This window comes from Duganella hordei, from assembly GCF_040369125.1.
Taxonomy (GTDB): Bacteria; Pseudomonadota; Gammaproteobacteria; order Burkholderiales; family Burkholderiaceae_D; genus Rugamonas; species Rugamonas hordei.
Map to the genome: position 1 here is coordinate 822,872 of NZ_BPWI01000001.1, position 14,031 is coordinate 836,902.

Sequence of the window (14,031 nt, forward strand, 5' to 3'; positions counted from 1 at the left end):
TCAGCCTTCCTGTTTCTTCAGCAGCAGCACCGACGCCGACAGGATCAGCGGCACCGCCAGCAGCAGCGGCCACAGCGAACCGGCCAGGTCGCCCAGCCCCAGCGCCTTGTTGAACACGCCGCGGCTGATGGTGAGGAAATGGGTGGCCGGGTAGATGCGGCCGATCACGGCGCCGGCGCCGGTCAGCCCGGAGACCGGATTGAGCAGCCCGGCGAACTGCACGCAGGGGATGATGGTCCCTATCATGGTGACGAACAGCGCGGCGATCTGGCTGCGGGTGAAGGTCGACACCAGCAGGCCCAGCCCGGTCGAGCACAGCACGTACACCAGCGCGGCCAGGGTCAGCGTGGCCAGGCTGCCCTTGACCGGCACGCCGAAGGCCGTCGCCGCCAGCAGCGTCAGCAGCGCGAAGTTGAGCATGCCCAGGCCGATGTACGGGATCTGTTTGCCGAGCAGGAACTCGACGCGCGTGACCGGCGTGACATACAGGTTCAGGATCGAGCCCAGCTCCTTTTCGCGCACCACCGAGAGCGCGCTGAGCATGGCCGGTATCATCATCAGCAGCATCGGGATCACCGCCGGTATCATCGCCGGCAGGCTGCGCACGTCCGGATTGTAGCGGTAGCGCGTCTCCAGCGCGCCGGCGCCGGCCGTGGTCGAGCCCAGCCGGTGCAGCGCCAGGTCGGCCAGCCAGCCCTGATGCATGCCCTGCACGTAGCCGCGCGTGGTTTCGGCCCGCATCGGCATCGCGCCGTCGACCCAGGCGCCGACCGCCACCGGCACGCCGCGTTCGATGTCGCGGCCGAAACCGGGCGGCAGCTCGATCGCCAGCGCCAGTTCGCCGCTGCGCATGCGGCGGTCCAGGTCGTCGTAGTCGGTCAGCGGCGCATGCTCGATGAAGTAGCGCGAGCCGGACAGGTTCAGCGCATAGTTCTGGCTCAGGCCGCTCTGGTCGCGGTCCAGCACCGCGTAGGACAGGTTTTCCACGTCCATGTTGATGCCGTAGCCGATGATGAACATCAGGATCGCCGTGCCCAGCAGCGCAAGCGTGGCGCGCACCGGATCGCGCCGCAGCTCCAGCGTCTCGCGCAGCGTGTAGCTGTAGGCGCGCCCCAGGCTGCGGCGCCAGCGTGTTTGCGGGGTGGTCTCCGGCGCGGGCGGCAGGGCGGCCGCGGATGCCGCTGTGGCCGATGGCGCCGCGTCGTCCGCAGCCGCAGCCTCGCGCAGGTAGGAGATGAAGGCTTGCTCCAGCGTGGCGACGCCGCGTTCGGCCACCAGCGCGGCCGGCGCCGCGCTGACCAGCACCCGCCCCGCGTGCATCAGCGAGACGCGGTCGCAGCGCTCGGCCTCGTTCATGAAATGGGTGGAGATGAAGATCGTCACGTGGTCGCGCCGCGCCAGGTCTATCATCAGGCGCCAGAACAGGTCGCGCGCGACCGGGTCGACGCCGGAGGTGGGCTCGTCCAGTATCAGCAGCTCGGGCCGGTGCACCATCGCCACCGCCAGCGACAGGCGCTGGCGCACGCCCAGCGGCAACCGCTCCGGCAGCGTGTCCATCACGCCGGCCAGGCCGAAGCGCGCCGCCATGTCGGCCACGCGCGCGGCGATGTCCGCCTCGGGCACGCTGAACAGGCGCGCGTGCAGCACCAGGTTTTGCGCCACCGTCAGTTCGCCATACAGCGAAAACGCCTGCGACATATAGCCGACCCGGCGCCGGGTCGCCATGTCGCCGGCGTCGACCCGGGCGCCGAACAGCAGGGCGCTGCCGGCGCTGGCCGGCAGCAGGCCGGTCAGCATTTTCATCGTGGTCGACTTGCCGCATCCGTTGGAGCCGAGGAAGCCGAAGATCTCGCCGCGGCGGATGCGGAAGTCGACGTGGTCGACGGCGACAAAATCGCCGAAGCGCATGGTCAGCCCCTGCGCCTCGATGGCGATGCCGTCGCCGTCGGCCGGCGCCTGGAACGGCGGCACGGTGACGGCCTGGTGGCCGCCGCGCTTGTCGGCCGGCAGCAGCGCGATGAAGGCCGCCTCCAGCGTGGCCGTGCCGGTGCGCAGGCGCAGCGCCTGCGGCGCGCCGGTGGCCAGCACCCGGCCGGCATCCATCGCCACCAGCCAGTCGAAGCGCTCGGCTTCCTCCATGTAGGCGGTGGCCACCAGCACGCTCATGCCGGCGCGCTGGGCGCGGATGCCGTCGATCAGGTCCCAGAACTGGGCGCGCGACAGCGGATCGACGCCGGTGGTCGGTTCATCGAGGATCAGCAGGTCGGGATCGTGGATCAGCGCGCAGCACAGGCCGAGCTTTTGCTTCATGCCGCCCGACAGCTTGCCGGCCGGCCGCTGCAGGAACGGCGCCAGCCCGGTGGCGGCCGTCAGCTGGTCGATGCGGCGCCGGCGCCCGGCCGCATCATGGCCGAACAGGCGGCCGAAGAACTGCAGGTTTTCCTCCACCGACAGCGTCGGATACAGGTTGCGGCCCAGTCCCTGCGGCATGTAGGCGATGCGCGGGCAGACGGCGTCGCGGTGGCGCCGGGCGCGCATGTCGCCGCCCAGCACCCGCACGTCGCCCTGCTGCACCATGCGCGCGCCGGCCAGCAGCGACAGCAGGCTGGACTTGCCGACCCCGTCCGGCCCGATCAAGCCGACCATGCAGCCGGCCGGCAACGCCAGGTCGACGCCGGCCAGCGCCACCGCCTTGCCGTAGCGCAGCGCGACACCGCGCAGCTCGGCCACGGGGGCGGGACTGGCGGCGGCCGCGGCACTTGTCATTGCGGCACCCGCACTTCCAGCTCGGGCGGCCACGGCGTCTGGCTGTCCAGCCGTACCCAGGCGACGCCGGGCAGGCCGGTCTTGACCAGCCTGAAATGCTTGCGCAGCAGCGCCGGCTCGATCTGCGCCTTGACCCGGAACATCAGCTTCTGGCGCTCGCTGGCCGTCTCCACCGTCTTGGGCGTGAACTGCGCGGTGCTGGCGACGAACGACACCTGCGCCGGGATCACGTACTGCGGCGCGGCGTCCAGCACCACCCGCACCGGCGCGCCCAGGGCCAGCTTGCCGGCCGCCTGTTCGGGCACGAAAAAGGTCATGTAGACGTCGCTCAGGTCCACCAGGTTGAGCACCTTGCCGCCGCCGGCCAGCACTTCGCCGGCCTGGGCGATGCGGTACTGCACCCGGCCGGCGCGCGGCGCCGTCAGCGCGCTGTCGGCGATGTCGACGGCGATGCGCGCGACCGTGGCCTCGGCCGCCGTCACCGCCGAACGCGCGCCGGCGGCCTGGGTGCGGGCGGCGTCGATCGCGCCGCGGGCAGCGGCCGCCTGCGCCCGGGCCGCCCGGATCACCGCCCGCGTGGCGCGCACCCGGCTGGTGTCGTCGTCCAGTTCCTGCTCGGACGAGGCGCCCTCGAGCACCAGCGTCTCGGAACGGTTCAGGCGCCGCTGCGCCGCGTCGAGCTCGCTTTCGCGCTGCACCACCAGCGCCTGCGCTGCCTGGTAGTCGCTCTGGCGCATCGCCACCAGCGCGTCGGCGCTGGCCACGCCGGCGATCGCCTGCTGGCGCATGGCCACCGCCTCGTCATGCTGGGCCTGCAGCGACAGCACCTGCATATGGCCCAGCACCTGGCCGGCGGCCACGAAGTCACCCTCGTTGACGGCGATGTCCTGCAGCCGCCCCGGCAGCTTGGCGGCGACGTCGATCTCGGTGGCCTCGATGCGGCCATTGCCGCTGATGAATTCCGGGCCGGGACCCGCGCGATGGAAGTGCAGCCAGGCATAGCTTGCGCCGCCGAGCACGGCGGCGGCGGCGACGGCGCCGGCGATTTTTCTGGTCAGGGTGATGGTCATGGGCTGGAAGGGGAAGGTTGGGCGGCGGCGATCACGGGATCGCCGCCGAGCGCGGTGTACAGGGCGACGCCGGCGCTGAGCAGCGCGCGCCGCAGCTGCACCAGCTGTTGTTCGGCGCTGAGCAGGTCGCGCTGGGCGTCGAGCACGTCGAGGAAGGGCGCGGCGCCGGAGTCGTAGCGCAGCTGCGACAGGCGCGCGCGTTCGCGCTGCACCCGCAGCGTGCGCCCGGCGATGGCGACCTGGTCGGTCAGCCAGGCGCGCGTGGACAGCGCGTCGCCGACGTCGCGGAACGCGCCCTGGATGGTTTTTTCGTAGTTGGCGACAGCGCTGTCGCGGCGCGCCTCGGCCAGGTCCAGGGCGGCGCGCCGGCGCCCCCCGTCGAACAGCGGCAGGGTGATGGCGGGGGCGAAGGTCCAGGCGCCGCTGCCGCCGGCGAACAGATGTTCCAGCTCGGCGCTGGCGCTGCCGAACGAGCCGGTCAGGCTCACCTGCGGAAAGAAGGCGGCGCGCGCCGCGCCGATATTGGCGTTGGCGGCCTTGAGCTGGTGCTCGGCGGCGATGATGTCGGCGCGGCGTTCGAGCAGCGCCGACGGCAGGCCGGGCGCCAGCACCGGCAGGCTGTCGCCAGCGTCGTCCGGCGCCGGCGGCGCAGGGATCACCGGCGTGCCGACCAGCAGCTGCAGCGCGTGGCGCTTGAGGTCGCGCTCCTGCTGCAGCTGGGCGGACAGCGCCTGCGCCTGCAGCAGCAGGGTTTCGACCTGGGTCAGGTTCAGGCGCGAGGTGGCGCCGACGGCGGCGCGGCGGCCGAAAATGCGGTAGCTCTCCTGGCGCGTGGCCAGCGTGCGCTGGGCCAGCGCGATGCGCTGGTCCATCTCGCGGACTTCAAAATAGGCTTCGGCGACCTGGGCGATCAGCGCCACGGCGACGGCCCGGCGCGCCGCGTCGCTGGCCAGGTAGTCTTCCAGCGCGGCCTCGCGCAGGTTGGCCAGGCGCCCCCAGAAGTCGATCTCCCAGTCGCTGACGCCGACGCCGGCCTGGTACTGGCCGGCGACCATGGGCCGGCCGGTCAGGCTCAGGTCGGCGGGCAGGCGCTGGCGTTGTCCGGCCGCCTGCGCGGCCAGCAAGGGCAGCGCGGCGCCCCGCTCGATGCCGTAGGCGGCGCGCGCCTGCTCGACCCGCAGCGCGGCGATGCGCAGGTCGCGGTTATGTTCCAGCGCCTGCGCGATCAACGCCTGCAGCGCGGGGTCGGCGAAATAGGCGCGCCACTCGGGCGGCGCGGCGGCGCCGGCGGACGACGCCGGCATCGGGTAGTGCGCGGCCACCGGCAGCGGCGGCCGGAAGTAGGGCGGCGCCAGCGATCCGCAGCCCGCCAGCAGCGCGCAGCCCAGTATCAGGCTGCGCCCTCCATTCAGGGAAAACGGCGTGGACGGCGACATGATGCGGCTCCTGGTAATGGGCGAATAGGCGCCGTGTCGAGCATCGGCGAACGCAGTGTAAGGGGGGCGCCGCCGCCATGTATTTGATGTAGGTCAAATATCCGCCGATGGGGCGGCGGCGTCGGCGCCGGCCGGAGAATGACTGAGCCATTTGATCTGCATCAATTTTCGGGGCTGACTTCAGCGGACGCAGCGGTTAGTGTGAAGCAAGCACTGCTTTGGTGCCGCAAGGAGAATCGAATGAATGCAAGCCCACAGATCGACCCGCCGGGCGCCGCGCTGCGCAGCATCGCCACGCTGGGCGAACTGTTTGCCTGGCGCGCCGGCCGCACGCCCCACGCCGTGGCCTACCGCCAGTACGACGCCGCCGCCGGCCAGTGGCGCAGCCATACCTGGAGCGAGGTGCAGCTGCGGGTCCAGCGCTGGCAACGGGCCATCGGCGCGCTGATGCTGGGCGCCGGCGCGCGCGTGGGGATCCTGCTGCCCAACGGCGTGGACGCGGTGTGCGCCGACCAGGCGGTGCTGTCGCTCGGCCTGGTGCCGGTGCCGATGCACGCGCTGGACAATCCCGCCAGCATCCGCTACATCCTCGACGATTGCCAGGTGGCGCTGCTGCTGACGGCGAACCAGCAGCAATGGCGCGCCATCGCCGCAGGCGGCGACGCGCCGGCGCACCTGCGGCTGGTGGTCACGCTGCAGGAGTGCGACGTGGCGCCGTTGGAAGAGCAGCCGCCGATGGTGTCGCTCAACGCCTGGCTCGACAGCCGGGGCGACCTGTGGAGCACGCCGCGCCGGGTGGCGGGCAGCGACCTGGCCGCCATCGTCTACACCTCCGGCACCACGGGCAAGCCCAAGGGCGTGATGCTCACCCATGCCAACGTGCTGGCCAACCTGCGGGCGGTGCTGGCGCGCGTACCGGTGCGCCCCGACGACGTGTTCCTGTCGCTGCTGCCGCTGTCGCACACCTTCGAGCGCACCATCGGCTACTACCTGCCGCTGGCGGCCGGCGCCAGCGTGGCGTATGCGCGCTCGGCGGCGCAGCTGGCCGAGGACCTGCTCGCGGTGCGCCCGACCGTGCTGGTCGCGGTGCCGCGCGTCTACGAAAAATTCCATGCGGCCGTCGAAGACCACCTGGCCGCCGCCGGGCGCGGCGCGCGCCTGCTCCATGGGCTGGCGCTGCGCGTGGGCTGGCGCCGCTTTTGCCGGCGCCAGGGGCTGCCCGGCGGCGCAGGGTCGGCGCTGGCCGATGCGCTGCTGTGGCCCGTGCTGGAGCGGCTGGTGGCGCGGACCGTCCGCGCCCGCTTCGGCGGCCACCTGCGCGCGGCCGTCAGCGGTGGCGCGCCGTTGCCGCCGGCCGTGGCGCAGGGGCTGCTGGCCATGCAACTGCCGCTGCTGCAAGGCTACGGCATGACCGAATGCGCGCCGGTGGTGGCCGCCAACGGCATCGACGACAACTGGCCGGCCAGCGTCGGCCGCCCGCTCGAGGGCACCGAAGTGCGCCTTGGCGAGCGCGACGAGCTGCAGGTGCGCTCGGCCAGCGTCATGCGCGGCTATTGGGGCCGGCCGGAAGACACCCGGCGCGCCATCAGCGCCGACGGCTGGCTCAACACCGGCGACCAGGCCGCCATCGAGCAGGGGCGCATCCGCATTGTCGGCCGCCTCAAGGACATCCTCGTCACCTCGAACGGCGAGAAGATCGCGGCGGCCGACGTCGAGCAGGCCATGCTGACCGATACCCTGTTTTCCCAGGTCATGGTGGTGGGCGACAATCGTCCGTCCCTGAGCGCGGTCGTGGTGCTCAACCCGCGCCAGTGGCAAACGCTGGCGCCGCTACTGGCGCTCGATCCCGGCCAGCCAGCCAGCCTGACCGCGCCTGCCGCGCAGGCCCTGCTGCTCAAGCGGGTGCGCGAAGCCTGCGCCGCGCTGCCGCGCCACGCGGTCCCGCGCGCGATCCACGCCGTGACCGAACCGTGGACGGTGGAGAACAGCCTGCTGACGCCGACGCTCAAGCTCAAACGCAACAACCTGATGGCGCGCTACGCGCCGCAGATCGACGCCCTGTACGCGGCCCGCGACAGCCGCCAGCCACAGGAGCTGGTGCCGTGACGGCACGGCGCCATCCATCCAATCCACACCAGGCAGCGACCATGAAAATACAATTCCTTGGAGCGACCGGCACCGTGACCGGCTCCCGTTATCTGCTCACCTCGGGCACCGCGCGCATGCTGCTCGACTGCGGCCTGTTCCAGGGCTACAAGCAGCTCAGGCTGCGCAACTGGGAAGACTTGCCGGTGGCCGCCGCCGAGATCGACGCGGTGGTGCTCACCCACGCCCACCTGGACCACAGCGGCTACCTGCCGTTGCTGGTCCGGAACGGCTTTCGCGGCAAGATCTACTGCAGCGAGGCGACCTACGACCTGTGCCGCATACTGCTGCCCGACAGCGGCCGCCTGCTCGAGGAGGAGGCCAGCCACGCCAACCGCCACAACTATTCCAAGCACGCGCCGGCCCTGCCGCTCTACACGGAAAAGGATGCGCTGCGGGCGCTGGAGTACTTCTCGCCGGTCGGCTTCGGCGAGCCGTTCCCCATCTGCGGCAAGCTGCAGGGCCGGCTGGCCCTGGGCGGCCACATCCTGGGCGCGGCCATCGTCACCATCAGCGACGGCCGGCGCAGCGTGACCTTTTCCGGCGACCTGGGCCGGCTGCGCGACGCCATCATGGTCGAGCCCAGCCATATCACCCGCAGCGACTACCTGGTGCTGGAGTCGACCTACGGCGACCGCCGCCGCGACCCGGCCGATCCCGCCATCCTGCTGGGCCAGACCATCCGCGAGACGGCGGCGCGCGGCGGCGTCACCATCATTCCCGCGTTCGCCGTCGGCCGCGCGCAGTCCATCCTGTACGCCATCCACCAGCTCAAACGGCAGGGCCAGCTGCCGTCGGCGCTGCCGGTCTACCTGAACAGCCCGATGGCCACCGACGCCACCGCGCTGTACCAGAAATACCTGCCGCTGCACCGGCTGGACCGCCGGGAGTGCGAAGCCATGTGCCATGCGGCGCACATCGTCAACAGCGTCGAGGAATCGATCGCGCTCAACGAGCGCCGGCTGCCGATGGTCATCGTCGCCGCCAGCGGCATGGCCACCGGCGGCCGCGTGCTGCACCACCTGAAGGCCTTCGCCGGCGACGCCCGCAACACCGTGCTGTTCGCCGGCTTCCAGGCCGGCGGCACGCGCGGCGCGGCGATGCTGGGCGGCGCCACCGAGATCAAGATCCATGGCGAGTATGTGCAGCTGCGCGCGGCCGTGCGCCAGATCGACAACCTGTCGGCGCACGCCGACGCCGGCGAGATCATGAGCTGGCTGGGCCACTTCCTGGAGCCGCCCAAGCGCACCTTCATCACCCACGGCGAGCCGGCGGCGGCCGACGCGCTGCGCCACCGCATCGAGGAACAGCTGCACTGGGATTGCCGCGTGCCCGAGTACCTGGAACAGCAGGAGTTGCCGTGAACGGGCCGATGGCGGACGGCATGCTGCTGCCTGGCCAGGACACGCCGCTGGCCAGCCTGTCGCTGCGCCGGCTCGGCATCGACACCTACCAGGAGCCGGTGGCCTACCTGCGCAGCGATTGCCCGGTGTGCAAGTCGGAAGGGTTCGAGGCCCGCTCGCGCATCGAGATCTGGCGCGGCGAGCAGCACATCGTCGCCACCCTCAACGTGGTGCACGACGACCTGGTCGACATGTGCCAGCTGGGTTTGTCGGAAGCGGCCTGGCGCGCGCTGGGCGGCATCGACGGCGAACCGCTGCGGGTGGCGCATGCGCGGCCGGTGCAATCGCTGTCGGCCGTGCGGGCCAAGATCTACGGCCGCCCGCTGGGCGCCGAGGCGGCGTCCGCCATCGTGCGCGACGTGGTCGACGGCCGCTATTCCGAAATCGAGCTGGCGGCCCTGATCACCGCCTGTTCCGGCGACCGCATGGACACGGCCGAGACCATCGCGCTGACGCGCGCCATGGTGGCGGTGGGCCAGCGCCTGCACTGGCCGGTCGAGACCGTAGTCGACAAGCACTGCGTGGGCGGCTTGCCGGGCAACCGCACCACCTTGCTGGTGGTCCCCATCGTCGCGGCCTGCGGCCTGACCATCCCCAAGACCTCGTCGCGCGCGATCACCTCGCCGGCCGGCACCGCCGACACCATGGAAACGCTGGCGCCGGTGGCACTGGACCTGCCCGCCATGCGCCGCGTGGTCGAGCGGGAGGGCGGCTGCATCGCCTGGGGCGGCGCGGTCTCGCTCAGCCCGGCGGACGACCTGCTGATACGGGTCGAGCGGCCGCTGGGCCTGGACAGCGACGGCCTGATGGTGGCCTCGGTGCTGTCGAAGAAGATCGCCGCCGGCTCCACCCACGTGGTGATCGACATGCCGGTCGGCCGCACCGCCAAGGTCCGCTCGGCGCAGGCGGCGCGCACCCTGGCGCAGCGCTTCGACAGCGTCGGCCGCGCGCTCGGCATCAACGTCAGCGTGATGATCAGCGACGGCAGCCAGCCGGTCGGGCGCGGCATCGGTCCGGCGCTGGAGGCCTGGGATGTGCTGGCGGTGCTGCAGAACCAGGCCGGCGCGCCGGACGACCTGCGCCAGCGCGCGCTGCAGCTGGCGGCGCGGGTGCTTGAACTGGGCGGCAAGGCGGCGTCCGGCCACGGCCTGACGCTGGCCAGCGGCGCGCTCGAGAGCGGCGCCGCCTGGGCCAAGCTGCAGGCGATCTGCGCCGCGCAGGGCGGCATGCGCACGCCGCCGCGCGCGGCCTACACCCACGTGCTGCCCGCGCTGCACGACGGCCGCGTGGTCGCCATCGACAACCGCCGGCTGGCGCGCCTGGCCAAGCTGGCCGGCGCGCCCAAGGCGCCCGCCGCCGGCCTGGTGCTGCACGCGCGGCTGGGCAGCGTGCTCAGCGCCGGCCAGCCGCTGTTGACGCTGCACGCGGAATCGCCCGGCGAGCTGGCCTACGCGCTGGCCTACGCCGAGGCGCAGGACACGATTTTTTCCATCCAGGAGACATGATGAACGCGATCATGATGGCGCTGCCCGGCGCCGAAACGCTGGCCGCCGCCCTGCGCGGGCACCTTGGGTGCGAGGCGGGCGAGCTGCTGCTGCACCGTTTTCCCGACGGCGAAACCTGCCCGCGGCTGGCGCGCGCGGTGGCCAGCCGCGACGTGGTGCTGGTGGCCGCGCTGGATCAGCCGGACAGCAAGATCATGGCGCTGTACCTGAGCGCCTGCGTGGCGCGCGAGCTGGGCGCGCGCAGCGTCGGGCTGGTCGTGCCGTATCTGCCCTATATGCGCCAGGACGCCGTGTTCGCGCCGGGGCAGGGCGTGACGTCGCGCCATGTCGCGCGCCTGCTGTCGGGCTGCTGCGACTGGCTGGTGACGGTGGACCCGCATCTGCACCGCTATCACAACCTGTCCGAGCTGTACGAGGTCGCCAGCGAGGTGGTGCCGGCGGCGCCGCTGATCGCGCGCTGGATAGGCGCCAACGTGGCGCGGCCGGTGCTGGTCGGCCCCGACCAGGAGAGCGAACAGTGGGTGGCCCAGGTGGCGGCCGGCGCCGGCTGCCCGTACACCGTGCTGAGCAAGGTGCGCAGCGGCGACCGCGAGGTGGCCGTGTCGCTGCCCGACGCGGCCCAACTGGCCGGCCGCACGCCGGTGCTGGTGGACGACATCGTGTCGACCGCGCGCACCATGATCGCCGCCGTGGAGCGGCTCAAGGCGGGCGGCTTCGCCGCGCCCGTCTGCATCGGCGTGCATGCGCTGTTTGCCGGCGCCGCCTACGCCGAACTGCAGGCGGCCGGCGCCGGCCGCATCGTCAGCTGCGACACGGTGGCCCATGCCAGCAACCAGATCGGCGTCGGCGCGCCGTTGGCGACGGCGGTGCGTCACATGCTCGGGCTATCCCGGGCGCTGCGCTCGGCGTGAACGGACAATTTGCCGGATTTTTGATTTGCATCAGGAATCGCTAGTGCGCCGATCGGCCGGCCGGATTACTGTAACCCTGCGATCATTTGAAAGGACATGACATGAAGACGATATCCACCATGGCGTTGACGATGGCCCTGGCGCTGGGCGCGCACTGGAGCGCGGCGGCGGACCTGCAGCCGACATCGCAGAACGGCGTGACCTACCTGTCCGGCGGCGTCGGCGAGGAAGAGCGGCAAGCGATGCTCGACGCGCGCGGCGACTACAAGCTGCTGCTGACCTTTTCCACCAAGGGCAGCGGCGAAATGCTGGCCGACGTGGCGGTGACCATACGCGACCACGCCGGCAAGGAGGTGGCGAGCCTGGTCTCGCCCGGTCCGATGTGCTACCTCGATCTGGCGCCCGGCAGCTATCGCATCCTGGCCTCCGCGCACGGCAAGGAGATCGCGCGCACGGCCGTGGTCAAGCCGCGAGGCAGGCGCGAGCTGTATTTCTACTGGGACCCCGTATGAACTGACAGGCAGCGCGAATGCCGGCGCGCTGCCGATCGACGATCCGGCAACACTTCAACAAAAAGGAGTAGCACATGGCTAACAATTTAATGCAGTTCGATCCCTTTGGCAGCCTGGCGCGGTTCGAGCCGTTGCGCGGCGTCGAGGATTTCTTCCGCGACTTCGGCCTGCGGCATGCGTTGCGCGACATGGAGGCCAAGCCCTTGATCAAGCTCGACGTCCACGAAACGGAACAGGCCTACAGCGTCAAGGCCGAGCTGCCCGGCATGAAGAAGGAAGACATCAAGGTCGACATCGACGGCAACCGCGTGTCGATCTCGGCCGAGACGCGGCGCGAGAGCGAGCAAAAGGACGGCGAGACGGTGGTGCGCAGCGAGCGCTATGTCGGCCAGCAGTACCGCAGCTTCACGCTGGAGCAGGAGGTCGACGACAGCCAGGCCGTGGCCAAGTACCAGGACGGCGTGCTGGAGCTGACGCTGCCAAAGAAACCCAGTAGCAACGGCGCCAAGAAATTGGTGATCAATTAAGTCAGACGGTCCGGGGTGCGGCCGCGGGCCGCGCTCCGCCGCATCCGCACAGGAACCCATCATGTTCAAGCATATCTTAGTGCCGACCGACGGCTCGGCAATTTCAAGCGCCGCCATCCGCAACAGCGTCACACTCGCCAAGGAGTGCGGTGCGATGGTCACCGGCCTGCATGTGACGCCGGAATTTCATGTCCTGACCCATCACAGCGAAATGCTGGAAGCGACACGCGCGGAGTACAAGCAGGACAGCGAAGCGCAGGCCCGCAAATATCTGGAGGAAATCGAGCAGGCCGCCCGCGAGCTGGGCGTTCAGTGCAAGACCATCACGGTCACGGACGACCAGCCGTACGAGGTCATCATCCGCACCGCCGAACAGCAGGGGTGCGATCTGATCTGCATGGCCTCGCACGGCCGGCGCGGCATCAAGGGCATGCTGCTGGGCAGCGAAACACAAAAGGTGCTGACCCACAGCCAGGTGCCGGTGCTGGTGTTCCGCTGACGACGGCGCCTCAGCGCCAGCTGTAGGCCAGCAGCGAAGGCAGGCTGGCCGCCAGCAGTATCAGCACCAGCCCGCCGCCCACGCGCCGCAGGAAGGGCCGCCCGCCGGCCGCCGCGGCCACCAGCTTGCTGGAAGTGTTGGCCGCCAGCGCAAACAGCAGGATATGCCGGGTCGCGCCCGGCGTCAGCACGCCGCTGTCGGCCAGCGACAGGATGGAACTGGCCGCCGCGTGCACATCGACCAGGCCGACCAGCAGGGCGCCCAGCATGGCGGCCGGCGCGCCCAGATAGGTATTGGCATAGGCCAGCAGGGCCGTGGCGCCGCTCAAGATCAGCGCGAACAGCAGCGCCTGCCGGATGCTGAACACGCGGCCGCCGCGCGCCGGGCGTTGCAAGGTGTCCGGCACCGTCCGCAAGGTCGCGGCCGACACCAGCAGGGTTGCCGTCATGGCGCAGCCCAGCGTGGGCGCCAGCGTCAGCAGCTGGGCCGGCGCGATGGTCAGCGCGACCACCAATAGCAGGATGTAGGTGGCCACGTTCGACAGCAGCGCCGCCGCCGCGCAGGCCGCCAGCAGGGCCGGATCGCGGCGGCAGCGCTGGCCCATGTCGGCGGTGGCGGCCACGCTGGAGACGAAGCCCGACGCCAGCCCCGTCAACGCCAGGCCCATGCGCGGACCGGCCATGCGCAGCGCGATATGCGCGCCGGCCTGCAAGCTCATCATCAACACCACCAGGCCCCACATGCGGCGCGGATTGGCGCCCAGCAGCCAGCCGTTGGCGGCGTCCGGCAGCAGCGGCCACACCACCAGCGCGGCGCCGGCCAGCATCAGGCCGTCGCGCAGTTCGCCGCTCTTGAGCGTGACGCGGACGAAATGGTGCAACGGCGCGCGCAAATCCAGCATCGACGCCACCAGCACCGCGAGGCCGGCCGACACGGCCGGATGGGCGATCGCGTTCACGCCCAGCAGAAAACTGAGGAACAGCGCCAGCTCGGTGACCATGCCCGCTTCCTGCACGTTGCCGCGGGAATAGCTGATCAGGGCCAGCGCCACCACCAGCAGCGCTGTCGCCTGCACCAGCGCGCTGGAGATGGTCTGCGCCAGCGCGCCCGCCAGCGCCACCAGCGCAAAGCTGCGCACCCCGGCCAGCGCGTGGGTGGGCGTGGCGCCCTTGCGCCGCTCGCGTTCGATGCCGATCAACATGCCGCTGCCGAGGGCCGCGCCCAGCCCGATCAAATCCGCGCCGATGTCCATGTGCG

Annotated in this window: 11 protein-coding genes; 7 read left to right on the forward strand and 4 right to left on the reverse strand. The window is 71.2% G+C overall.

Annotated features, from left to right (window positions below):
- The 3 genes from rbbA to ABWW33_RS03485 are packed head-to-tail and all read right to left on the reverse strand — an operon-like array spanning nucleotide 1 to nucleotide 5,272.
- Nucleotides 1-2,766 carry a ribosome-associated ATPase/putative transporter RbbA gene (rbbA, locus tag ABWW33_RS03475; RefSeq protein WP_353398895.1) on the reverse strand — a complete coding sequence of 922 codons (2,766 nt, stop codon included), beginning with the start codon at nucleotides 2,764-2,766 and terminating at the stop codon, nucleotides 1-3.
- A complete protein-coding gene (locus ABWW33_RS03480) occupies nucleotides 2,763-3,836 on the reverse strand; it encodes an HlyD family secretion protein (protein WP_353398898.1) in 1,074 nt (357 codons plus the stop codon). Before ABWW33_RS03480 ends, rbbA begins: the two co-directional genes overlap by 4 nt.
- Nucleotides 3,833-5,272 carry an efflux transporter outer membrane subunit gene (locus tag ABWW33_RS03485; RefSeq protein WP_353398901.1) on the reverse strand — a complete coding sequence of 480 codons (1,440 nt, stop codon included), beginning with the start codon at nucleotides 5,270-5,272 and terminating at the stop codon, nucleotides 3,833-3,835. The genes ABWW33_RS03480 and ABWW33_RS03485 overlap by 4 nt, the downstream gene beginning before the upstream one ends.
- Before the next feature lie 240 nt (nucleotides 5,273-5,512).
- On the opposite strand from ABWW33_RS03485, the gene ABWW33_RS03490 reads away from it, so the two are divergent.
- From ABWW33_RS03490 to ABWW33_RS03520, 7 genes are all read left to right on the forward strand, one after another.
- Nucleotides 5,513-7,378, forward strand: a complete 1,866-nt coding sequence (locus ABWW33_RS03490) for an AMP-dependent synthetase/ligase (RefSeq protein WP_353398904.1) — start codon at nucleotides 5,513-5,515, stop codon at nucleotides 7,376-7,378.
- Nucleotides 7,379-7,419: 41 nt separating this feature from the next.
- Complete coding sequence (locus ABWW33_RS03495; protein WP_353398906.1) at nucleotides 7,420-8,781, forward strand: MBL fold metallo-hydrolase RNA specificity domain-containing protein; 1,362 nt, start codon at nucleotides 7,420-7,422, stop codon at nucleotides 8,779-8,781.
- Nucleotides 8,782-8,801: 20 nt separating this feature from the next.
- A complete protein-coding gene (locus ABWW33_RS03500; protein ID WP_353399252.1) occupies nucleotides 8,802-10,325 on the forward strand; it encodes a thymidine phosphorylase family protein in 1,524 nt (507 codons plus the stop codon).
- Nucleotides 10,325-11,236 carry a ribose-phosphate pyrophosphokinase gene (locus ABWW33_RS03505; protein WP_353399255.1) on the forward strand — a complete coding sequence of 304 codons (912 nt, stop codon included), beginning with the start codon at nucleotides 10,325-10,327 and terminating at the stop codon, nucleotides 11,234-11,236. The genes ABWW33_RS03500 and ABWW33_RS03505 overlap by 1 nt, the downstream gene beginning before the upstream one ends.
- Nucleotides 11,237-11,337: 101 nt before the next feature.
- Complete coding sequence (locus tag ABWW33_RS03510) at nucleotides 11,338-11,748, forward strand: hypothetical protein (protein WP_353398909.1); 411 nt, start codon at nucleotides 11,338-11,340, stop codon at nucleotides 11,746-11,748.
- Nucleotides 11,749-11,822: 74 nt separating this feature from the next.
- Nucleotides 11,823-12,275 (forward strand): Hsp20/alpha crystallin family protein, encoded by a 453-nt coding sequence (locus ABWW33_RS03515; RefSeq protein ID WP_353398911.1) that lies wholly within the window; start codon nucleotides 11,823-11,825, stop codon nucleotides 12,273-12,275.
- Between the two features lie 61 nt (nucleotides 12,276-12,336).
- Entirely contained in the window at nucleotides 12,337-12,774 is a 438-nt protein-coding gene (locus tag ABWW33_RS03520) for a universal stress protein (RefSeq protein WP_353398914.1), read from the forward strand.
- Nucleotides 12,775-12,784: 10 nt separating this feature from the next.
- On the opposite strand, the gene ABWW33_RS03525 is transcribed toward ABWW33_RS03520, so the two are convergent.
- Nucleotides 12,785-14,026 (reverse strand): MgtC/SapB family protein, encoded by a 1,242-nt coding sequence (locus tag ABWW33_RS03525; protein ID WP_353398917.1) that lies wholly within the window; start codon nucleotides 14,024-14,026, stop codon nucleotides 12,785-12,787.
- Nucleotides 14,027-14,031: the final 5 nt, after the last annotated feature.